Origin of the sequence: Nocardioides sp. cx-169, from assembly GCF_021083605.1 — a bacterium.
Lineage (GTDB): Bacteria > Actinomycetota > Actinomycetes > Propionibacteriales > Nocardioidaceae > Nocardioides.
This window is the reverse complement of sequence record NZ_JAJNRO010000001.1, coordinates 205,626-226,088: the sequence shown is the minus strand read 5'-3', so window position 1 is coordinate 226,088 and position 20,463 is coordinate 205,626. Positions and strand designations below refer to the sequence as shown.

Annotated in this window: 21 protein-coding genes; 11 read left to right on the top strand and 10 right to left on the bottom strand. The window is 73.4% G+C overall.

The window, feature by feature from the left end:
* Nucleotides 1–15: 15 nt before the first annotated feature.
* Nucleotides 16–1,407, top strand: coding sequence for a nucleotide pyrophosphatase/phosphodiesterase family protein (locus tag LRP67_RS01095; protein WP_231268233.1), 1,392 nt, complete (start codon nucleotides 16–18; stop codon nucleotides 1,405–1,407).
* Between the two features lie 64 nt (nucleotides 1,408–1,471).
* On the opposite strand, the gene LRP67_RS01090 is transcribed toward LRP67_RS01095, so the two are convergent.
* Nucleotides 1,472–2,416, bottom strand: a complete 945-nt coding sequence (locus LRP67_RS01090; RefSeq protein WP_231268232.1) for an NADP-dependent oxidoreductase — start codon at nucleotides 2,414–2,416, stop codon at nucleotides 1,472–1,474.
* Between the two features lie 90 nt (nucleotides 2,417–2,506).
* On the opposite strand from LRP67_RS01090, the gene LRP67_RS01085 reads away from it, so the two are divergent.
* Nucleotides 2,507–3,001: a MarR family winged helix-turn-helix transcriptional regulator gene (locus LRP67_RS01085; RefSeq protein ID WP_231268230.1), complete on the top strand. Its 495-nt coding sequence runs from the start codon at nucleotides 2,507–2,509 to the stop codon at nucleotides 2,999–3,001.
* A gap of 189 nt (nucleotides 3,002–3,190) precedes the next feature.
* Here LRP67_RS01085 and LRP67_RS01080 read toward each other — a convergent pair whose 3' ends face one another.
* Together LRP67_RS01080 and LRP67_RS01075 are read right to left on the bottom strand one after the other, a co-directional pair.
* Entirely contained in the window at nucleotides 3,191–4,828 is a 1,638-nt protein-coding gene (locus LRP67_RS01080) for an ABC-F family ATP-binding cassette domain-containing protein (protein ID WP_231268225.1), read from the bottom strand.
* Between the two features lie 181 nt (nucleotides 4,829–5,009).
* The gene (locus tag LRP67_RS01075; RefSeq protein WP_231268222.1) at nucleotides 5,010–6,227 is read right to left on the bottom strand and encodes a serine hydrolase; all 1,218 of its coding nucleotides are present in this window, start codon (nucleotides 6,225–6,227) and stop codon (nucleotides 5,010–5,012) included.
* A gap of 205 nt (nucleotides 6,228–6,432) precedes the next feature.
* On the opposite strand from LRP67_RS01075, the gene LRP67_RS01070 reads away from it, so the two are divergent.
* Together LRP67_RS01070 and LRP67_RS01065 are read left to right on the top strand one after the other, a co-directional pair.
* Nucleotides 6,433–6,933, top strand: a complete 501-nt coding sequence (locus LRP67_RS01070; RefSeq protein ID WP_231268221.1) for a hypothetical protein — start codon at nucleotides 6,433–6,435, stop codon at nucleotides 6,931–6,933.
* A gap of 21 nt (nucleotides 6,934–6,954) precedes the next feature.
* Complete coding sequence (locus LRP67_RS01065) at nucleotides 6,955–8,469, top strand: flotillin family protein (protein ID WP_231268213.1); 1,515 nt, start codon at nucleotides 6,955–6,957, stop codon at nucleotides 8,467–8,469.
* On the opposite strand, the gene LRP67_RS01060 is transcribed toward LRP67_RS01065, so the two are convergent.
* Genes LRP67_RS01060 through LRP67_RS01040 form a run of 5 tightly spaced genes read right to left on the bottom strand, consistent with a single transcriptional unit; the run spans nucleotide 8,466 to nucleotide 11,760 of the window.
* Entirely contained in the window at nucleotides 8,466–9,014 is a 549-nt protein-coding gene (locus tag LRP67_RS01060) for a hypothetical protein (protein WP_231268212.1), read from the bottom strand. The genes LRP67_RS01065 and LRP67_RS01060 overlap by 4 nt on opposite strands.
* A gap of 10 nt (nucleotides 9,015–9,024) precedes the next feature.
* Nucleotides 9,025–10,293 (bottom strand): hypothetical protein, encoded by a 1,269-nt coding sequence (locus LRP67_RS01055; RefSeq protein ID WP_231268210.1) that lies wholly within the window; start codon nucleotides 10,291–10,293, stop codon nucleotides 9,025–9,027.
* Entirely contained in the window at nucleotides 10,290–11,036 is a 747-nt protein-coding gene (locus LRP67_RS01050; RefSeq protein ID WP_231268208.1) for an ABC transporter ATP-binding protein, read from the bottom strand. The genes LRP67_RS01055 and LRP67_RS01050 overlap by 4 nt, the downstream gene beginning before the upstream one ends.
* Nucleotides 11,033–11,521, bottom strand: coding sequence for a hypothetical protein (locus tag LRP67_RS01045; protein ID WP_231268206.1), 489 nt, complete (start codon nucleotides 11,519–11,521; stop codon nucleotides 11,033–11,035). The genes LRP67_RS01050 and LRP67_RS01045 overlap by 4 nt, the downstream gene beginning before the upstream one ends.
* The gene (locus LRP67_RS01040; protein ID WP_231240847.1) at nucleotides 11,518–11,760 is read right to left on the bottom strand and encodes a helix-turn-helix domain-containing protein; all 243 of its coding nucleotides are present in this window, start codon (nucleotides 11,758–11,760) and stop codon (nucleotides 11,518–11,520) included. Before LRP67_RS01040 ends, LRP67_RS01045 begins: the two co-directional genes overlap by 4 nt.
* 208 nt (nucleotides 11,761–11,968) lie before the next feature.
* Here LRP67_RS01040 and LRP67_RS01035 point away from each other — a divergent pair, with 208 nt between their 5' ends.
* From LRP67_RS01035 to LRP67_RS01015, 5 genes are all read left to right on the top strand, one after another.
* Nucleotides 11,969–12,352, top strand: coding sequence for a hypothetical protein (locus LRP67_RS01035; protein WP_231268204.1), 384 nt, complete (start codon nucleotides 11,969–11,971; stop codon nucleotides 12,350–12,352).
* Between the two features lie 34 nt (nucleotides 12,353–12,386).
* Nucleotides 12,387–12,842: an ImmA/IrrE family metallo-endopeptidase gene (locus LRP67_RS01030; RefSeq protein ID WP_231268202.1), complete on the top strand. Its 456-nt coding sequence runs from the start codon at nucleotides 12,387–12,389 to the stop codon at nucleotides 12,840–12,842.
* On the top strand, nucleotides 12,839–14,134 hold the full coding sequence (locus LRP67_RS01025; protein WP_231268201.1) for an AGE family epimerase/isomerase: 1,296 nt from the start codon (nucleotides 12,839–12,841) through the stop codon (nucleotides 14,132–14,134). Before LRP67_RS01030 ends, LRP67_RS01025 begins: the two co-directional genes overlap by 4 nt.
* Nucleotides 14,131–14,841 (top strand): acyltransferase, encoded by a 711-nt coding sequence (locus tag LRP67_RS21185; protein ID WP_308189678.1) that lies wholly within the window; start codon nucleotides 14,131–14,133, stop codon nucleotides 14,839–14,841. Before LRP67_RS01025 ends, LRP67_RS21185 begins: the two co-directional genes overlap by 4 nt.
* A 112-nt stretch (nucleotides 14,842–14,953) precedes the next feature.
* Entirely contained in the window at nucleotides 14,954–15,337 is a 384-nt protein-coding gene (locus tag LRP67_RS01015; RefSeq protein ID WP_231268200.1) for an STAS domain-containing protein, read from the top strand.
* Between the two features lie 10 nt (nucleotides 15,338–15,347).
* Here the strand turns inward: LRP67_RS01015 and LRP67_RS01010 are convergent, their stop codons facing one another.
* A complete protein-coding gene (locus LRP67_RS01010) occupies nucleotides 15,348–15,977 on the bottom strand; it encodes an NADPH-dependent F420 reductase (RefSeq protein ID WP_231268198.1) in 630 nt (209 codons plus the stop codon).
* Between the two features lie 182 nt (nucleotides 15,978–16,159).
* Between LRP67_RS01010 and LRP67_RS01005 the strand changes: the two genes are divergently transcribed.
* The gene (locus tag LRP67_RS01005; protein ID WP_231268197.1) at nucleotides 16,160–18,412 is read left to right on the top strand and encodes a SpoIIE family protein phosphatase; all 2,253 of its coding nucleotides are present in this window, start codon (nucleotides 16,160–16,162) and stop codon (nucleotides 18,410–18,412) included.
* On the opposite strand, the gene LRP67_RS01000 is transcribed toward LRP67_RS01005, so the two are convergent.
* Entirely contained in the window at nucleotides 18,413–19,183 is a 771-nt protein-coding gene (locus LRP67_RS01000) for a putative protein N(5)-glutamine methyltransferase (protein WP_231268191.1), read from the bottom strand. It abuts the gene before it with no gap.
* Nucleotides 19,184–19,258: 75 nt separating this feature from the next.
* Between LRP67_RS01000 and LRP67_RS00995 the strand changes: the two genes are divergently transcribed.
* Nucleotides 19,259–20,431, top strand: coding sequence for an NADH:flavin oxidoreductase (locus tag LRP67_RS00995; protein ID WP_231268190.1), 1,173 nt, complete (start codon nucleotides 19,259–19,261; stop codon nucleotides 20,429–20,431).
* Nucleotides 20,432–20,463 lie beyond the last annotated feature (32 nt).

Genomic DNA, 20,463 nt, shown 5'->3' with positions numbered 1-20,463 from the left:
CACCCGGAGGACACCATGGACAAGCTGCTCGTCGCCGACGTCGTCGGCCTCACCCCGTCCCTGCTCCAGCACATGCCGCGGCTGCGCCGCCTCGCGGAGGGCGGATCGTCGGCGGTCCTCGAGCCGGTCCTGCCGGCCGTCACCTGCAGCGTGCAGTCGACGTTCCTCACCGGGCTCACCCCCGCGGAGCACGGCATCGTCGGCAACGGCTGGTACTTCCGCGACCTCGGGGAGGTCCATCTGTGGCGCCAGCACAACCGGCTGGTGCAGGGCGAGAAGGTGTGGGACACCATCCGTGGCCGGGTCCCCGGCTACACCGTCGCCAACGTGTGCTGGTGGTACGCCATGGGCGCCTCGACCGACTGGACCGTGACCCCCCGGCCGATCTACTACGCCGACGGCAAGAAGGCGCCCGACTGCTACACGCGTCCGCCCGAGCTGCACGACGAGCTGGTCGGGGAGCTCGGCGCGTTCCCGCTGTTCCAGTACTGGGGTCCGACCGCGTCCATCCGCTCCACCGAGTGGATCGTGGGCGCCGCGCGCCGGCTGATGCCCCGGGCCGACCTCACGCTGGCCTACCTCCCGCACCTCGACTACGACCTGCAGCGCTTCGGGCCCGACGCTCCGCAGGCGCGACAGGCGGCCCGTGACGTCGACGCGGCCCTGGCGCCGCTCCTCGACGACGCGGCCGCGCTCGGCGCCCGGGTCGTCGTCCTGTCGGAGTACGGCATCACGAGGGCCGACACCCCCGTCGACGTCAACCGGGCGCTGCGAGCGGCCGGCCTGCTGGAGGTCTACACGCAGGACGGCATGGAGTACCTCGACCCGTGGACCTCGCGCGCCTTCGCCGTCGCCGACCACCAGGTGGCCCACGTCTACGTCGCCGACCCGGCCGACCTCGAGCAGGTCCGTTCGGTGTGCACGGGACTGGGCGGCGTGGCCGACGTACTCGACCGGGCCGGGCTGGCGGAGGTGAGCCTGGACCACGAGCGTGCCGGCGAGCTGGTCCTGGTCGCCGACCCGACGGCCTGGTTCACCTACTACTACTGGGACGACGACGACAAGGCGCCCGACTTCGCGCGGGGCGTCGACATCCACCGCAAGCCCGGCTACGACCCCGCCGAGCTCTTCCTCGACCCTGCGGACCGCATGGTCAAGGCGCGAGCAGCGCTCACGCTGGCCCGCAAGGCGGCCGGCCTGCGCTACGCCATGAAGGTGGTGCCGCTCGACCCCGCCCCGGTGCGGGGAACCCACGGGCGGCTCCCCACGCGCGACCAGGACGCGCCGATGGCGCTCTGCGACCGGCCCGGCGTCCTGCCCGACAGGCTCGCCGCGACCGCGGTCCGAGACCTGCTCATCGAGCTGGTCGGCCTGGGCGCTGCGCCGGTGCGCTCGACGCCGTCCTAGCGCACCGCCCGCCACCGGGACGGTCGCGGGCGTGGGTTGGTTGGCGAGTCGGCCCCGTGCGGCGTCAGGCGGCTTCGGCGAGCACGACGACCTTGCCGGCGAGCGTGCCGGCGAGGGCCTCCTCGTGCACGGTGGGGAGCTCGGGCAGCGGCACGCGGCGCCCCACGTCGACCGTCAGCTCGCCACGGTCGACGAGGTCGACCAGCTCGGCGAGCTGCGCGGCGTCGCTGCGGACGAACACGTCGATCCCCCTCACTCCTCGGCTCTCGTCGTCCGGCGTGGGCATCCACACCGTCGTGCTCACCACGACGCCCCCGTCGGACACCAGGGACACGAGCTCGGTGAACCGCTCGGGCTCGACCGGGGCGAGGTTGAGGAGTACGTCGACCGGTCCTCTGACCGCGCGGGTGACCTCGGTGCTGGTGTGGTCGACGATCTCGTCGACGCCCGAGGCCTCGAGGTTCGGGCGGCTTCGGGGGCCGGCCACGGCGATCACGTGGGCGCCGGCCCGCTTGGCCAGCTGGACGGCGTACCCGCCGACCGCTCCGCCCGCCCCGTTGACCAGGATCCGCTGACCCGTCGCCAGTCCGGCGTGCTCGAAGAGCGCCTGGTGGGCGGTCAGGGCCGCCGTGGGCAGCGCCGCCGCGTCGGCCAAGGCGATGGTGGCCGGCGCAGCGGCCAGCACCTGTGCCGGAGCGACGACGTACTCCGCCGCTGCGCCGTCCTCGGTCATCGGCAGGAAGCCGACGACCCGGTCGCCGAGGGCGAGACTGCGGACGCCCTCGCCGAGCGCGTCGACCGTGCCGGCGACGTCGAGGCCGGGGGTGTGCGGAAGGGACACCGGGACCGTGCCCTGCATGAAACCGCCGCGGATGTCGCCATCGACGCGGTTGAACGTCGTCGCGGCGACGCGAAGCCGCACCTGACCCGCGCCGGGGACCGGCTGCTCGACCTCCTCGTAGCGGAGGACCTGGGGAGCGCCGTACTCGTGGAACCGAACTGCCTTCATCGTGGTGCCTCTTCTCCGGTAATCGCTTCGAATTCGAAGCGGCTACTCACGGTAGCGCTTCTTCGAATTCGAAACAAGTAGACTGCGGCGGTGTCAGAACCAGAGCCGCCCCTCGACCCCGACCTCCTGAACGCCTACTTCGCGCTCATGGACGTGGCGGCCCTGCTGCGCCACTCCGTGGAGCAGCAGCTGCGCGAGGAGGGCGACCTGAGCTACGTGCAGTTCCAGGTGATGGCCACGCTCTACTTCTCCGAGGCTGGCAGCGCCCGCATGACCGACCTCGCCGACGGCATCGTCCACAGCCGCAGCGGCCTGACCTACCAGGTCGGGCTGCTGGAGAAGGCGGGCCTGGTGACGCGCGCTCCGAGCGAGCGGGACGAGCGCGGGGTCACGGTCACGATCACCGAGGCCGGTCGTGAGCGTCTGGAGCTGGTGATGCCGGGCCACCGCGAGGTCGTCAACCACCTGCTCCTCCAGCCGCTCCCCCCGGACAGTGCGGTCGCCCTGGTCGAGCTGCTGGGGCCGGTGCGTGAGCACCTGCGCGCCGCGCCGCCCCGATCTGCGCGCCCGCGCGGCCGTCGGTAGCCGGGCCACCGGCCAGCACCGGCGCTCGCGACCGGCTGCGGGGACCGGAAGCGGGCCATGCGCCTCACGGCGAGCTCCGGGCGCTACTGGACCAGAACGTCGTCGACGGCTAGGAGCCCGTCGTCTCTCCCGCCGTCGGAGTCGCTGGCTCGGCCTCACGCTCGAGCTCTGTCTGCTCGACGCGGATGCTCAGGCGGTGCGCACGCGCCCGCCCTCGACCCGCCAGCGTTGGTCGAGGCTGACGTTGTCGAGCAGGCGCCGGTCGTGGGAGACCAGGAGCAGCGCGCCGTCGTAGGCGGCCAGCGCCTTCTCCAGCTGCTCGATGGCGGGCAGGTCCAGGTGGTTGGTGGGCTCGTCGAGCACGAGCACGTTGACCGCGCGCGCCTGGAGCAGCGCCATGGCGGCGCGGGTGCGCTCGCCGGGGGAGAGGCGACCCACGAGGCTGGCGACCTGGTCGGCCTTGAGCCCGAACTTCGCCAGCAGGGTCCGTACGTCGGCCGGCGCGAGGTCGGGCACCGCGGCCTCGAACGCGTCGCCGAGCGTGGCGTCCTCGGGCAGCACGGCCCGGGCCTGGTCGATCTGCCCCACGGCGAGGGAGGCGCCGCGGGACGCGCGCCCGCTGTCGGGTGACACCTGCCCGAGCAGCAGCCCCAGCAGGGTGGTCTTGCCGGCCCCGTTGGGCCCGGTGATGCCGATCCGGTCGCCGGCGCTGACCTGCACCGAGACCGGCCCGAGCACGAAGTCGCCGCGTCGCACCACGGTCTGGTCCAAGGTGGCGACCACCGTGCTGGAGCGAGGCGCCGCGGCGATGTCGAAGCGCAGCTCCCACTCCTTGCGCGGCTCCTCGACCTCCTCCAGCCGGGAGATGCGCGACTCCATCTGCCGCACCTTCTGGGCCTGCTTCTCCGACGACTCGCTCTGGGCTCGCCGCCGGATCTTGTCGTTGTCCGGGCTCTTCTTCATGGCGTTGCGCACGCCTTGGGAGCTCCACTCGCGCTGCGTGCGAGCCCGCGCCACGAGGTCGGCCTTGGTCCCGGCGAACTGCTCGTAGGCCTCGCGCGCGTGGCGGCGTACGACGTCGCGCTCCTCGAGGAACGCGTCGTAGCCGCCGTCGTAGACCCGCACCTGCTGCTGGGCGAGGTCGAGCTCGACGACGCGGGTGACGCACCGGGCGAGGAACTCCCGGTCGTGGGAGACCAGGACGATCCCGGCGCGCATCCCCGTGACCAGCCGCTCCAGCCGCTCGAGTCCGTCCAGGTCCAGGTCGTTGGTCGGCTCGTCCAGCAGCACGACGTCGAACCGGCTCAGCAGCAGCGCCGCCAGGCCGACCCGGGCCGCCTGACCGCCGGACAGCGAGGTCATGAGCGCCTCGGTCCCGACGTCGAGACGCAGGTCGCCCAGCACGGCCGGGATCCGCTCCTCGAGGTCGGGGGCGCCCGAGGCGAGCCAGTGATCCAGCGCCACGGCGTAGGCGTCGTCGGCGCCGGGCTCGCCCGACCCGAGCGCCGCCGCGGTGGCCTCCATCGTCTCGGCGGCCGGGGCGGCTCCGGTCCGACGCGCCAGATACTCGCCGACCGTCTCCCCGGGCACCCGCTCGTGCTCCTGGGGGAGCCAGCCGACGAAGGCGTCCGACGGTGCCGTGGACACGGTGCCGGCCAGTGGTGTGGCCTGGCCGGCAAGGAGTCGCAGCAGGGTGGTCTTCCCTGCTCCGTTGGCCCCTACGACCCCGACCACGTCACCGGGGGCGACGGTGAGGTCGAGGCCCTCGAAGAGGGTCCGGTGCGCGTGCCCCCCGGACAGGGCCTTGGCGACCAGGGTGGCACTCACCTCCTGATCGTAGGGCGGTGACGCACGGGGGCGACCGCGGGCCTAGTGCGGGCCCGCGGGGGCCGGGGGGGGGGGGGGGAGCGGCAGGGGGCCGGGGGGGCACTCCCCACCGGCTGGTTGGGCGGTGACGCACGGGGGCGACCGCGGGCCTAGTGCGGGCCCGCGGTCGCCGGTGGTGGGGTCAGGAGCGGCAGAGCGCCGTGTCGACCATGCCGCTGACGTCGCCCACCATCTCCAGGGTGGTCGGGAGTCCGTTGACCGCCACGACCGCCCAGCGGCCGTCGCTGGTCACCAGGTTGCGCGTCTGGAAGCCCTGGATGTCGCCCCCATGGCCCCAGCCGAGACCACCGCAGCTCAGGCGGTGGGAGGCCAGGCCCAGCCCGTAGCGCCAGCCGGGCTTGGCGTCGAACCTCGGTGCGCGGACGGTCTGCTTCATCTCCTGCAGCTGGGTGGGCGGCAGCAGGGCGCCGCTCATGAGCTTCTGCATGAAGCGGCCGATGTCCTGCGGCGTCCCGATGAGCTGGCCGGCCGACCAGCCCATGGACGGGTCGAGCCGGGTCGAGTCGCGCCAGGCGCCGCCCGGCCCGTCGGCGAGGTACCCGCGCGGGTGGACGCCGCGGATCCGCTGGACCCCGGGTGTCGGCCAGTAGGTGTCCTTCAGCCCGATCGGCTTGATGATCCGCTGGGTCACGAGCTCGCTGATGGGTCGTCCGGTCACGCGCTGTGCGAGCAGGCCCAGGAGGATGTAGTTGGTGTTGCTGTAGGACCACCGGGTCCCGGGCTTGAAGACGCGGCGCTCCGCGAGCGCGGCGTCGACGAGCTCGTGGGGCTCGTAGTAGGTGTGGGAGAGCTTGCGCAGGGTGCCGGCGGCCTCGAGGAGCTGGTGGTCGTAGTCCGGCAGTCCGCTGGTCTGCTGGAGCAGCTGCCGCACGGTGATCTTGCGTCCGTCATTGCCGTTGCGCCGGACCAGACCCGGCAGGTAGCGCTCGACCCGGGCATCCAGGTCGACCAGTCCCTCAGCGGCGAGCTGCAGCACGACCGTCGCGGTGAACATCTTGGCGTTGCTGCCGATCCGAACGACGGGCCGGCGCGGGATCGGCGCCTCCGTGGTCAGGTCGCCGGCACCGGCGCGGTAGGTGCGTACCTTGCCGTCACGCCCCTTGACCACGACCATGGCCCCCGGGAATCCGGAGCGCGAGACGAGGCGGTCCAGGTGGCGCTGGATCACGGCGTCGGCTGCCCGCTGCTTGGCTCGCGGAGTGCCTGCCTGCCGGGTGTCGGCCTGCTGGGTGTCGGGGGCCGGCGCGGGGGCCGCGGAGCCGACGCCCGGCGCGAGGGCGCCGAAGGACAGGCTCGCGGCCAGCACGGCCAGTCCGAGGCGGGGGAGGATCGACTTCATCGAGATCACATCCAAAGGTGTGGGAGAGGTGGTGCCTCCCACGTTGCCGCTGCCGCGGCCGTCTTCCCATCCAGCGTGCCCCCCGGTTGGGGGTGGAGCTGGCTCCACCCCGCGGAGTCGGCGACCCGAGGTTTGCCAGCGCGCGAGTCTGAGGGATGCTGTCCTCCCGCGAGCAGCGGGGCAGGGCGTCCACGGGAGCTGACGAGTGACCTTTCTGGTGATCGGGTTGGTCGGCCTCGTCGTGCTCGGAATCTCCCTGGTCGTCGGAGACCTCTTCGACGGCGCCTTCGACGCGCTGGCGGGCGACGTCTTCTCCAGCGCCGTCCTCGGCGCCTTCGTCGCGGCCACCGGCTTCGGCGGCGCCGCCGCCGACGCGGCCGGGATGCCCACGCCCCTCGCGGTCTCGATCGGGCTGGTGGCCGGCGTTGGCTTCGGCTGGTTCGCCTACTGGCTCACCCGGCTGATCCGCGACGGCGGCAGCGACGCCACGATCACCATCGACGACACGATCGGGCGCGACGGCAAGGTCGTCACCGGCATCCCCGCCGACGGCTTCGGCGTCGTCAACATCCTCGTCGGCGGTCATACCCTGCGTCTGAACGCCCGTTGCGACCAACCGCTCGACCCCGGCACCGAGGTCCATGTGACCAGCGTGCTCTCGCCCACCGCCGTCACCGTGGCGCCGGTCTGGCAGCCCCTCGGCTGACCTCGAAAGGTAGAAATGAACATGGACCTCTGGATCCCCGTCGGCGGCCTCGTCCTCCTGGTCGTGCTGCTTGTTCTGCTCGTCACGAGCCGCTACAAGGTGGCCGGGCCCAACCAGGCGTTCATCGTCACCGGCCGCAAGGGCAAGGCGGTCCTCAACCCCGAGACCGGGGCGCTCACGACCGACCTGTCCGGCCAGAAGGTCATCCTCGGTGGCGGCACGTTCGTCATCCCGTTCGTGCAGAAGCTCGCGACCCTCGATCTCTCCTCGCGCCGGATCTCGGTGCAGATCCGGGGGGCCGTGTCCGGCCAGGGGATCAAGCTCAACGTCGAGGGGGTCGCGATCGTCAAGGTCGGCGGCAACGCGGACCAGATCCGGCTGGCCGCGCAGCGCTTCCTCAGCCAGCAGCAGGACGTCGAGGCGTTCACCCAGGAGGTCCTCGCCGGCGCGCTGCGCTCGATCGTCGGTGGCCTCACCGTCGAGCAGATCATCCGCGACCGGGCGGCGTTCGCGCAGCGCGTGGCCGACGAGTCTGAGAACTCCCTGACCGGACAGGGCCTGATCCTCGACACCTTCCAGATCCAGGACGTCACCGACGACGGCAGCTACCTCGCCGACCTCGGCCGGCCGGAGGCGGCGCGGGTGAGCCAGGCCGCCCGCATCGCCGAGGCCAACGCGCGCCAGGCGGCCGAGCAGGCGTCGATCGCCGCCGAGCAGGAGATCGCGATCGCCCAGCGGGCGCTGGCCCTCAAGCAGTCCGAGATCAAGGCCGAGACCGACGCGGCCGCGGCGACCGCGTCCGCGGCCGGGCCGCTCGCCCAGGCCGATCGCGACCAGGCGATCCTGCTCGAGCAGGAGAAGGTCGCCGTTCGTCAGGCCGCCCTGACGGAGCGTCAGCTCGAGACCGAGGTGCGCAAGCCGGCCGACGCCGCGCGCTACAAGGTGGAGCAGGAGGCCGAGGCCAACCGGTCCGCCGAGATCGCCCGCGCCGAGGCCGGACGGGCCGCCACGATCGCCGCCGCCGAGGCGACCGCCGAGCAGACCCGCCTCAGCGGTGAGGCCGAGAAGTCGCGTCGCTCCGCCCTCGCCGAGGCCGAGGCCATCGAGGGCGCCAAGCGCGGTGAGGCCGAGAAGGCCCGCCGTACGGCGGAGGCCGACGCGACCCGTGCCGAGGGTGAGGCCACCGCGGCCGCGACCCTGGCGGTCGGCCAGGCGGAGGCCGAGGCGATGGACAAGCGGGCCGAGGCGTTCGCCCACTACAACGACGCCGCCGTGCTCCAGATGCTGATCGAGGTGCTGCCGCAGATCGCCCGCGAGGTGGCCGCGCCCATCGCCGCCATCGACCAGCTCACCGTGATCTCCTCCGACGGCGCCGGCGCGCTGCCCCGCCAGGTCAACGACAACGTGGTGCAGACGCTGAACATGCTCAAGACCTCGACCGGGCTCGACCTCGAGGCCCTGATCAAGAAGTCGATCAGCAAGGCCGCCGAGGGCAGCGGCCTGGAGGTCGACGGGGCCGTGTCGGAGGCGCGCTAGCCACGCGGACAGCGCACCCGGCGCAGCCGGTGGCCGACCGCGGCGACGTAGAAGAGACCTCCGAGCCCGAGTCCGGCCGCTGCGGTCAGCAGCGGTACGTCGGCGTCCGCGAGGTCGCGTAGGTCCTGCGCCCGCCACAGCCAGGCGTAGCCCGCGCCCAGCACCGGCACCCAGTACCAGCCGCCGAGCGCCGCGGCGGCCACGGCGCTGCCGGCCAGGAACAGCACGACCACACCGGCGCGCTCGAGCGTCCACGCCGTCAGCGCCAAGGAGGCGAGGACGACGGCTCCGGCGCACTGCACCGCGGCGTAGCGCAGCAGGAGCAGCAGTGCGAGCGGACGGGTGGACCGCAGCGTCAGCTCGGGCGTCTGGTCGACGAGCGGTGCGGCCAGCAGCATCCCGGCGGCGGGAGGCACCAGGTCGAGCGTCGAGATGGCCGCCTCAAAGGACGGCAGCCCGACGTACGTGGCGGCCGCGAGCTGGACTGCGGCGGATAGCAGGGCCGCGAACAGCAGCGTGCGCGAGACGCCCCATGCCCGCAGCACCGCACGGACCCTAGACACCGGCGGGCAGCCGGAGCGCCTCGAGGTCGCACCGGCGCAACCGGTCGTAGGTGCTGACGACCCAGGAGCGCTGCTCGTCCAGCCCGGCGCCCAGCCAGGCCCCGTCGACGTCGTCGCGATCGGGCTGGAGCAGCCCGGCGCGCATCAGCAGCCAGCGCGCGAGCAGCCGTCGTGCGTCGAAGGACGCCTCGGGTGGCGGGATGTCGGCGCTGTAGGCGGCGCAGTCCGCCGGGGTGGCCAGCGACCTGGCGGCACTCTCGTCACTGACGGTGTCCGCGAGCTCCTCGTCGAGCAGGGACAGCACGCCGTGCGCCGGGTCGCGATCCCGGGCGGCCTCGGGCTGGACGAAGCGTGGTGGCAGGTCGAGACCCAGGTCGGTGAGCGCCTCCGCCTGCCGCTCCATCCGGGCGGCCAGGTCGTCGAGCGGGCGGGTCGTCTCTCGCGCCAGGCACACCCGGACGGTGGTGCCGCCGCACACCAGCTCCGGGTCGGCCACGGGCCGCGTGAACTCGTGCAGGCCGGCTCCCATCGCGACGTAACAGCCGGCGCCGCCGAGCACGCAGGCGGCCACCACCGCGCGGGGGAGCGGTGCGCCGCCCACGGCGGTGCGGTTGGACAGCAGGAGCAGCGCCGCGGCGGCACCGAGGGCGGCTCCGGCCTGGAGCGAGTACGTCGAGGCGTCGAACGTCTCCCCGGCGTAGGTGCCGGTGATGGCGCCCACCCGGAAGATGTCCGCGATGACGCCGACCGCGCCGAGCACGCCGAGGCCAAAGGTCGCCACGGTGGCGAGAGGGGCGAGCCACCGGCGTCGCCCGGCCGCCCCGAGCAGGACGCCGAGCGCCACCTGCGCGGCGAGGACGCACAGCGCCGGCACGACCACCCAGGCGGTCGCGGGGTAGGGCGCGCTGCCGGCGAGCCCGGCCGCCGTCGTGGTGGCGAGGGTGATCGTGAGCAGTGCCGCGGCCGCCAGGGACCAGGTCGAGAGTGCGGGGCGCAGCCACGGCCACCAGGGGCGCGGGCCGGTCGCCACGAGCCGCTCGGCGCCCGACGCGGCGAACCGCGCGTAGGCGGCGCAGGCGATCCCGGACGCTGCAGGCCCGATGAGGGTCAGGCTGAACAGGCCGGCGCCGAGCGCCATCTTCCAGGAGCCCAGCCAGTCGGCGCCGCGGCTCAGGGTGGGCACGAGTCCGACGGCGACGAGCCCCGCGAGCAGAACCACCGCGACCCGCCGGCCACCCAGCCAGGTGAGCCGCCCGCTCACGTCCGCTCCCGGGCGACCGTGCTGAGGAACGCGAGCTCGGCTGAGCGGTCGGGGCCGCCGCGCTCCTCCACGAATCTCGCGGTGTCGCCGTGGTGCACCACCCGCCCGGCGTCGAGCACGACGATGCGGGTGGACATCCGCTCCACGTCCTCCATCACGTGGCTGCTGAGCACCGTGACGGTCGCACCGGGCAGATCCATGAGCAGCCGGCGAAGGTGGGCGCGCTGCTCGGGGTCCAGGCCCGTGGTCGGCTCGTCCAGGAGCAGCACTTGGGGCGCGGTCACCAGCGCGGTGGCCAGGACCAGACGTCGTCGCATGCCCCCGGAGAGCCGCCCGACCCGCTCCCGCCGGCGCTGCTGGAGCCCCACCAGCTCCAGCAGCTCCGGCTCGCGGGCGCCGGCCACACGTCTCGGGACGCCGCGCAGCCAGCTCACGTAGGACAGGGCCTCGGCCACCCGCAGCTCGCGCGGGAGGTCGAGCTCCTGGGGCATCAGGCCGATCCGGGCCACCAGCTCGCGCCGGTGACGGCCGTAGACGTCCACCCCGTCGAGGGTGACGGTTCCGCCCTGCGGCCGCCGGGCACCGGCCAAGGCGAGCAGCAGCGTGGTCTTGCCCGCGCCGTTGACGCCCACCAGGCCGGTGACTCCGGAGCCGAGGCTCAGCTCGTCGATGTCGACGACGTCGGCGCTCGACGGCGGGTAGCGACAGGCCAGCTGCCGGGCGCGCAGGCCGGGCGCGCTCACAGGGCGAAGGTGAAGTACGGCCTCCGGCTGCACGCATCGGGACTCCACGCCTGGTCCTCGCAGACCTTCGAGTGGACCCGGCCCTGGCTGGCGTCGTTGTGCTCGGAGTAGTCGTCCTTGTCGTACTGGTCGACCCAGTCGCCCGAGCTGTTGCGGGGGCTCTGGTCGCTGCTGCCGTGGCCGCTCCAGGACTCCCCGCCCTGGCCGGGCTCGCGGTAGGTGTAGCCGGTCTCGGTGTAGACCTTGTCGCCTCCGCTGCGCGGGTCGCGGTAGTAGGTGTGGTTCTTGAGGAACCCGTCCTTGGTGTACGACGTCCCGTAGGCCAGCGCCTGGGCGACGTCGTCCTCCCAGGCCTTCAGCGGCTTGGACCGGGAGTGCCAGTCGTACGAGGCGGCGTGCGCGGCCGGTGCCGAGCTCACGACCAGGGCGCTCAGGAGCCCGGCGGCGATGAGCGGTCGGTCGAGCCTCGCGAGGGGGTGCTTCATCGGTGGTACCTGCTTTCCGAGTAGGGGTGTTCGGGCGGTGCGTCGAAGAGGAGCTCGAGGGGGACGTCGAGCGCGCTGGCGATGCGCTCGGCCAGGTCGGGCGTGCAGGTCGTCTTGTGACCGGTCACCAGGTGGCCGACCATCGACTTGCTGCACCCGCACTGGCGAGCCAGATCGGCAAGCGAGAGACCGCGGCGTCTGATCGTCGCGGCGAGCATCTCCGGCGAGCCGAGCTGCATGTCACTGTCCTCCGCAGGGGGCCTCTGTGGGTGCTCGAATGGTGACCCGCCACGAGGACACTGTCAATCGTCTGTAGATCGATGGTCTACTGCAGGTAGACGATCATTGCTGATGACGGGCGAGTTCAGCCGCGACAAGCGGTCCCTCGGGCACAATCGGCGGTAGACGCTTTTCCTCAGCCCGCCACCGGAAGGGGTGCTCGCGACCGTGCCCGCCACGTTTTGGGAGCTGTTGCAGCACTACTGCGACGACACGGGCGCCACCGAGGCCGCGGTGCAGCGCAAGGCGCGACTCAACCACGGGACGTTCACGGCGTGGCGGGCCCGCGGGGTCCCGGCGCTGCCGCGGGTCGACGTCGTCGTCGCCCTGGCCGACACCCTGCGGGTCGACTACGAGGACCTCGTACGGGCCCTGCTGGTGAGCGCCGAGTACCTCCCGGCCGAGGTCGCCCGCGCGCGGGCGAGCGGCCCGGTGAGCGACCGGGCGGAGGCGCCGACCGCGGCACGGGCGGGCACCTCCCGTGGGCGCCGGCTGCGCGAGGAGCAGGACGACGCGGCCACCCGGCCCACGCAGGACCGCACCGAGGCCTGAGACGTGTCGGTGGGCCTCGCTACGGTCGCGGGGCATGGCGGACAGGTGGCATCCGTGGCGGGCAGTGGCCCGGCACTCGGACGTGACCGTGGTCTACGACGATCCGGGCGAGGGGAACGTCGGCCTCGTCGACCTTCGGACCCGGGTGATCACGCTGTGTCCCAGCCTGCTCCAGGACGAGCGGCGCTCCACGCTCACCCACGAGCTCGTGCACCTGGAGCGAGGGACGCCGTGCGGGCCGGGGGACCCCGAGGAGCGTGAGGTCGAGCGGCTCGCCGCGGTGCGGATCATCACCCTGCCGGACCTGGTCGAGGCGCTGAAGTGGAGCGACCACCTCGACGAGCAGGCCGTCGAGCTCTGGGTCGACGAGGACACCGTACGGGTGCGACTGCGGCACCTCACCGAGCCTGAGCGCCGCGAGCTCAGTCGTGCCCGGGCGGCCCGCGACGGCCTCGAGGACCCGGCGCAGGCCTACCCTGAGGAGCCATGACCGACCATATGCCCGGGGTGCCGGGGGTGCCGGGGGTGCCGGGGGTGCCGGGGGTGCCCGGGTCCCGGCCCTACCTCGCGGCCCAGCGCGCCGACCTGCTCCGCTTCGCCCGCGGCTCCCGGGTCGGCCGCGGCTTCGGCTACCTCGACGGCGACGGGGCGGTGGACCCCGAGCGACCGGTCGAGCTCTGGATCACCTGCCGCATGACCCACGTGTTCGCGCTGGCGCTGCTCGCTGCGGAGTCGCCTGCGCCTGGCGGGCCGGACCCAGACGAGCTGCGATCGCTGAGCCAGCATGGTGTCGACGCACTGCGCTCCGGCCTCGCCGACCACGAGCACGGCGGATGGTTCGCCGCCGTCGGGCAGGGCGGGGAGGACGAGGTGGTCGACGCGAGCAAGCAGGCCTACGGCCACGCGTTCGTCGTTCTGGCCGCGAGCTCGGCCGCCGTGGCCGGCATCGCCGGCGCCGACGAGCTCCTGCGCGACGCGCTGGACTGCCTGGACCGGCGGTTCTGGCACGAGGAGGACGGGCTGGTGGTCGACCGGTGGGACCGCGCCTGGACCGAGCTCGACCCCTACCGCGGGGTCAATGCCAACATGCACACCGTCGAGGCGCTGCTCGCCGCGGGCGACGTCACCGGCGAGGCCCGCTGGCACGAGCGCGCGGGCCGCATCTCGGCTCGCGTCGCCGGCTGGTCCGGTGCCAACCGCTGGCGCATCCCGGAGCACTTCGACACGCGCTGGCGCCCTCTGCTCGAGCACCACCGCGACGTCCCCGCGCACCCGTTCCAGCCCTATGGCGCCACCGTCGGCCATGGCCTGGAGTGGGCCCGGCTGATGGTGGCGGTCCAGGAGTCGCTGGGCGAGGCGGCCCCGGCGGGGCTGCTCGAGGCCGCGACGGCCCTCGCCGACCGTGCGGTTTCCGACGGGTGGGCCGCCGACGGGGCGGAGGGGTTCGTCTACACCACCGACTGGGAGGGGGTGCCCGTCGTGCACGCCCGCATGCACTGGGTGGCCGCCGAGGCCGTCAACACCGCGGAGGTGCTGCACCGGGTCACCGGCGAGCAGCGCTGGGCCGACCGGTCGCGCAGCTGGTGGGCGCACATCGACCGGTGCCTGGTCGACCGCCGACGGGGGTCCTGGATCCACGAGCTGGACGGGGCCAACCGCCCCTCCGGCGAGACCTGGCCGGGCAAGCCGGACGTCTACCACGCCTACCAGGCGGCGCTGCTGCCGACGCTGCCGGTCACGCCGTCGTTCGCGGCGGCGCTCGCCGCTAGCCTCGGCGCGTGAAACGACGCCAGCGGTGGGCCAACTCCTGCGTGCACGCCGTGTGGCAGCGGGTGCAGCGGACCGGAGAGATCGTCCCCGGCACCCGTGCCGCCGAGGAGTTCGGCCGCCTGGGTGAGGGCAGCAGCATCGGCTTCCCGGCGGCCACCCTGATGGGGGTGCGTTCGATCCACATCGGCGAGCGCACGCTGATCGGACGCCACGTGACGTTGTCGGTGGGCTACGGACCCGGCGACAGCGCCCTGCCGGAGCGCGGCCTGGTCCTCGGCGACCGGTGCGTGGTCGGGGCCCGCACGAGCCTCACCGCGCACAGCTCGATCCTCGTCGAGGACGACGTGTGGTTCGGGCAGGACGTCTTCGTCTCCGACGCCAGCCACGGCTACCAGGAGCTGGGCGTGCCGATCGGGCGACAGCTGGGTGCGCACCAGCCGGTGGTCGTCGGGGCGGGGTCCTGGATCGGCCACGGCGCGATCATCCTGCCGGGGTCGGTCATCGGCCGCAACGTCGTCGTCGCGGCCGGCTCCGTCGTGCGCGGCACGATCGAGGACCACGCGGTGGTCGGCGGTTCCCCGGTGCGCGTGCTGCGCCGCTACGAGGCCGGCGTCGGCTGGCTGACGGCCGGCGGCGATGTCCGCCCCGTGAGGCACCCGCTCGTGCCCACGGTGCCGATATTGCCGATCGTCGCTGGCGAGGCTCACCCCGCCGGGTGAGATCGCGTCCAAAACGGAAACATCCGGCGTGCGGCGTGACAGGCTGGGCGCCTACAGCAGGTCGGCTCGCCCATACGCGTCGGGGGTGTCGGCCTTGAGACGAGGTACGCACATGGGCGAGCAGCCCGACGGCTCTGAGATGCCGAGCCCCCTGGACGTCGGCGTCGAGGAGCATGGCCGGCACCGTGTCGTGGTGCTGCGTGGCGAGGTGGACATGGCCTCGGTCGGCGCGGTCCGCACCTGCCTGCGCGAGCTGCTGCTGGCCGGGCACACCGAGGTGCTGGTGGATCTGCACAACGTCACCTTCATGGACTCCACCGGCTTGGGCGTCCTGGTGGCGGCCCGCAAGCAGGCGCGGGTCTTCCGTGGCTCCCTGGGCCTGGTCGCGCCGAGCCCGCCGGTGGCACGCGTGCTGTCCCTCACCTCGCTCGACCGCGTCTTCCCGTGCTTCGGCTCGCTCGACGAGGCGCTGGCCACCGAGCCGTCCGCCTCCTAGCGCCGCCTTCTCAGCCGGCCGCGACGGCCTCGCGCATCGCCTCGGCGCCGAGCTCCGCGCCGTACGCCGGCTTGTCGCGGTCGAAGCGGCGGCCCTCGGCCAGCGGCCCGGCGTCGACGACGTCGAAGCCCAGGTCGTCGACCAGCGAGGCCACGACCCGCTTCGCCTCGGCGTCGTCACCCGCGATCGGGACCGCCCGACGATCCGGGTCGCCGGCGGGCCTGGCCGCCGAGACGATGTGCGCGGCCTGGATGGCGTTGAACGCCTTGACGACGCGCGAGTCCGGTAGGTGCGCGGCGAGCAGCTCGGTGGGGCTGGTGCGGCCCTCGTCGACCTCGGGGAACCGTCCGTCACGCTCGTAGTAGTAGTTGTTGGTGTCGATGACCACCTTGCCCGCCAACGGCGCGACCGGCACCTGCCGGTAGCTCTTGAAGGGGATCGTCACCACGACCAGATCGCCCTCGCTCGCCGCCTCCTCCGCGGTGCCGGCCCGTGCCCGATCGCCGATCTCTGCCACCAGGTCGGTGAGCGTCTCCGGACCGCGTGAGTTGGAGAGCACGACGTCGTAGCCGTGCGCCACCGCCTGACGCGCGAGGGCCGTGCCGATGTGTCCGCTGCCGATGAGTCCGATGGTGGTCATGCCGGTCTCAACCGAGGGGGCCGCCAGGACCTTCCCGGGCCCGCGGACCGATCGGCCGGTCCCCAGCGCGTCACCTCATCCGTGCGGGGGTTCCGTGCCGGGCGTGGATCGAGGAGACTGGGGCCGGCCACGGACCCATGTGGCGGGGACAGGACGGGAAGGGTGGCTCTGCGCAGGTGACGATGCCGCTGACGCCCCCCGGCGACCACACCCCTGCCTACGCCCCCACCGACCTCACGACCTGCGACACCGAGCCGATCCACGTACCCGGGGCGATCCAGCCGCACGGCGTGCTGCTGGCGCTCACCGAGGACGCCGCCGAGGTCGTCATGGCGTCGGTGAACGCCGCTGCCATGCTCGGGATCGCCGCCGACGACGTCGTGGGTCGGCCGCTGGCCGACGTGTTGGGCCCGGAGGCTGCTGCGCAGGTGGAGCGTCGCGTCGTGGACGGCCTCCCTGTAGAGCCGCTGCTCGTGCGCCTCGAGCAGGTGGTTTCGGGCGAGCTCGCGGGCCGGGAGTGCGACCTTCGGGTGCACCGCTCCGGCTCGCGCACGGTCGTCGAGGTCGAGGCCCTGGAGCACACCCGCGCGACGCCGATGACCTACCAGTCCGCGCGCAGCGCGATGTCGCGGCTCAGCGGCACGACCACGGTGACGGCCCTGACCGACCAGATCGCCCGCGAGGTCCGGGCCCTCACCGGGTTCGATCGGGTGATGGTCTACCGCTTCGACGAGGAGTGGAACGGCGAGGTGGTCGCCGAGGACCGGCGGCCCGATCTCAACCCGTTCCTCGGACTGCACTACCCGGCCAGCGACATCCCGGCCCAGGCCCGCCGCCTCTACACGGTCAACTGGCTTCGGCTGATCGCCGACATCTCCTACGTGCCGGTGCCGCTGACCCCGGTCCTCGACCCCGCCACTGGCACGCCACTCGACCTCTCGCACTCGTCGCTGCGCAGCGTCTCGCCCATGCACGTCGAGTACCTCTCGCACATGGGGGTAACCGCCTCGATGTCGGTGTCACTGGTGGTCGACGGCGAGCTCTGGGGACTCGTGGCCTGCCACCACTACTCGGGACCGCACCGCCCGCCACTCGACGCCAGGTCGGCCTCGGAGTTCCTGGCGCACGTCGCGTCGCCGATGATCGCCGACCGCGAGCGCGCCGACGACCGCGAGGCGGCGCTGGCCACGCAGGCCCTCCTCGCCGAGATCACCGCACGTGTCTCGGCGAGCCCGGAGCCGCCGCTGGACGCGATGCTCGCCGACCCCGCGCTGCTCGCGCTGATGAACGCCACGGGGCTGGCCATGAACTTCGACGGCAGCGTGCGCACCCTGGGCAAGGTCCCCGACGTGGCGTCCCTGCGGCGCATGGCAGACCTCACCGACCACCCCGAACGCTACGCGATCCAGACCAGCCACCTCGCAGGTCTCGACCCGGCCTTCGCCGAGCTCGCCCCCGTCGCGTCCGGCGTACTCCGCATCGGGGCGTCGCCCGAGCGGTGGCTGATGTGGCTGCGCCCCGAGCTCGAGCAGGTCGTCGACTGGGGCGGCGACCCGACCAACAAGCAGCTCGCGGCGGCCGAGGGGCCGCATGTGCGGCTGAGCCCCCGGCGCTCCTTCGAGCAGTGGCGCCAGGTCGTGCGCGGCCAGAGCCAGGTCTGGGCGCCCTGGGAGGTCGAGGCCGCCGACGTGCTCGGGCGGCACATCAACGGGCTGCTCCTCCTACGCTCGCGCGAGCAGATCGCCCTCGCGGAGTCGCTGCAGCGCCAGGTCGTGCTCGACCGCGCGCCGGACTTCGACGGGGTGGAGCTGGTGGCGAGCTACGAGCCGGCCTCCAGCAACCAGCTGGGCGGCGACTGGTGGGACGCCTTCGAGCTGGCGCCCGGGCGGCTGGCGCTGGTGATCGGCGACGTCGCCGGCCACGGCGTGTCCGCCGCGTCGGCGATGACCCAGGTACGCACGGCCCTGCGCGCCTACCTGTTCGAGGGCCACTCGCCCGGTGTCTGTCTCGACCACCTCGACCATCTGATGGACGGGCTGCTCGACGTGCGCGTCGCCACCGCCGTCGTGGCGGTGCTGGACGTGGCCAGCGGCGAGGTGGAGATCGCCAACGCCGGGCATCCGCCGCCGCTGCTCGCCGCGCCGGGCAGCGCCGTCGAGCTCGCGGGCGAGGTGCGGCCGCTGCTCGGGGTGGGGGAGGGGCGGGCCGAGCCGGTCCACCTGGTGCTGCCGGTGGGCTCGACGCTGCTGCTCTACACCGACGGTCTCATCGAGCGTCGGGGCTCTGACATGGCCGAGCGCACCGGTCGGCTGCACGCGATCACCTCCGCCACGACCGCCGACGAGCCGCTCGAGGCGCTGCTCGCACGGGTCCTCGCCATGCAGGGCGACAGCGAGGCCGACGACACCACCGTGCTGGCCGTGCGCCGCACCTGATCAGCCCCGCCGGCCGACCACGGCGCAGCCGTCGAGGTCGTCGTCGACGTGGATGCGCGGCTCGAGCCCGGCGGCGGCCACCAAGGCGGCCGTGGCGGGCGCCTGGTCGCGACCGGTCTCGACGAGCAGCAGACCCCCGGGCCCCAGCCAGTCCGGGGCGGCAGCGAGCAGGCGGCGCTGGACGTCGAGACCGTCGGGCCCTCCGTCGAGGGCGAGCCAGGGCTCGTGGTCGCGGGCCTCGGGCGGCATCGAGGCGATCGCCTCGGTCGGAACGTACGGGGCATTGGCGATGAGGATCTCGGCGCGGCCGCGGATGCGGACGGGCAGCGCCTCGAACAGGTCGCCGGTGTGGACCCGCTCGGGCGGGAGGTTGCGGCGCGCGCACGCTACCGCCGCGGGGTCGAGGTCGGCGGCGTGCAGGTCCAGGCCGGGCTCGCGGGCCAGCAGCGCGGCACCCAGGGCGCCGGTGCCGCAGCAGAGGTCCACCACCACGGCACCGTGACGCAGCCGGGCCGCGGCCAGCCGGACCAGCAGCATGCTGCGCTGACGGGGCACGAAGACGCCCGGCGCCACGGCGTACCGCCGCCCGTCGAACTCGGCCCAGCCCAGCACCTGCTCGAGCGGCCGTCCCGACACCCGAGCCCTCAGCATCCGCTCGAGGTCGGCATGGTCCGCGGCCTGCGCGGCCAGCAGCGCCGCCTCGTCCTCCGCGAAGACGCACCCGGCGGCCCGCAGCCGGACCGTGATGGCGTCGAGCGCGTCGTCCTGCACGCGGGCATCGTGCCACCCTCCCGCCCGATCCGCCGGACCAGTGCGGCAGGAACTAGAACGCGTTACTGTTTCGGCGTGACCCCGGACGTCTTCGGCCCCGCGCAGCTCGGGCCGGTCCGCCTGCGCAACCGCACGGTCAAGGCCGCGACGTTCGAGGGGCGATCGCCGCAGGGGCAGGTGAGTGCCGGGCTCGTCGACTACCACCTGGCCGTCGCGGAAGGCGGGATCGGGCTCACGACCGTCGCGTATCTCGCGGTGGCGCCCGAGGGCCGCACCCACGCCGAGCAGATCGTCGTGGGCCCCGACACGGCCGCCGGTCTGGCGCGGCTCTCGGACGCGATCCACGCCGCGGGCGCGGCGATCGCCGGGCAGGTCGGGCATGCCGGGCCCGTGGCCAATGGTCGGTCCAACGGGGTCAAGGCGATCAGCGCGAGCCGGATGCCGAGCCCGCTGTCGATGCAGATGGTCCGGGCTGCGACCGAGGCCGACCTGACCCGGCTCACCCGTGCGTACGTCGCCACGGCGCGGACCCTGGTGTCGGCCGGTTTCGACGTCCTCGAGCTGCACATGGCGCACAGCTACCTGATCTCCTCCTTCCTCGCCCCCGGGCTCAACCGCCGCAAGGACCGCTGGGGTGGCTCGCTGGAGAACCGCGCCCGCCTCGCGCGGCAGGTCGCGCGCGCCGTACGCGAGGAGGTCGGCGACGAGGTCGCGGTCACCGCGAAGGTGTCGCTGAGCGACGGCTTCAAGGGCGGCGTCACGACGGACGCCGGTCTCGAGCTGGCACGACTGCTGGAGGCCGACGGCCACCTGGACGCGCTCCAGCTGAGTGGCGGCAGCTCCCTGATGAACCCGATGTACCTCTTTCGCGGGGACGTGCCGCTCAGGGAGTTCGCGGCGTCGATGCCGTTGCCTGTCCGGCTGGGGATGCGCACCCCCTTGGGGCGCGGGTTCCTGAAGCACTACGACTTCCACGAGGCCTACTTCTGGGAGAAGGCGCTGCGCCTGCGCTCCGAGCTGTCGATGCCGTTGATGCTCCTCGGCGGGATCAACCGCCTGGACATGATGGAGCGCGCGATGGAGCACGGCTTCGACTTCGTCGCCATGGGCCGCGCCGTCCTGCGCGAGCCCGACCTCGTCAACCGGCTCCAAGCGGGACGGCAGCGCGCCGGGGTGTGCATTCACTGCAACCGCTGCATCCCCACCATCTACTCCGGCACCCGCTGCCCGGTGGTCGCGGGTGGGTGAGTGACAAGCCGAGGCCTTCCGCCAACCTAGAA

Coding starts and splice junctions, on each gene's coding strand:
- LRP67_RS01040 (WP_231240847.1), bottom strand. CDS start 11,760: ATGCAGCTCGGCTCGCCGGAGATGCTCGCCGCGACGATCAGACGCCGC.
- LRP67_RS01065 (WP_231268213.1), top strand. CDS start 6,955: ATGGACCTCTGGATCCCCGTCGGCGGCCTCGTCCTCCTGGTCGTGCTG.
- LRP67_RS01095 (WP_231268233.1), top strand. CDS start 16: ATGGACAAGCTGCTCGTCGCCGACGTCGTCGGCCTCACCCCGTCCCTG.
- LRP67_RS01030 (WP_231268202.1), top strand. CDS start 12,387: ATGGCGGACAGGTGGCATCCGTGGCGGGCAGTGGCCCGGCACTCGGAC.
- LRP67_RS01005 (WP_231268197.1), top strand. CDS start 16,160: ATGCCGCTGACGCCCCCCGGCGACCACACCCCTGCCTACGCCCCCACC.
- LRP67_RS01075 (WP_231268222.1), bottom strand. CDS start 6,227: ATGAAGTCGATCCTCCCCCGCCTCGGACTGGCCGTGCTGGCCGCGAGC.
- LRP67_RS01025 (WP_231268201.1), top strand. CDS start 12,839: ATGACCGACCATATGCCCGGGGTGCCGGGGGTGCCGGGGGTGCCGGGG.
- LRP67_RS01010 (WP_231268198.1), bottom strand. CDS start 15,977: ATGACCACCATCGGACTCATCGGCAGCGGACACATCGGCACGGCCCTC.
- LRP67_RS01090 (WP_231268232.1), bottom strand. CDS start 2,416: ATGAAGGCAGTTCGGTTCCACGAGTACGGCGCTCCCCAGGTCCTCCGC.
- LRP67_RS01045 (WP_231268206.1), bottom strand. CDS start 11,521: ATGAAGCACCCCCTCGCGAGGCTCGACCGACCGCTCATCGCCGCCGGG.
- LRP67_RS01015 (WP_231268200.1), top strand. CDS start 14,954: ATGGGCGAGCAGCCCGACGGCTCTGAGATGCCGAGCCCCCTGGACGTC.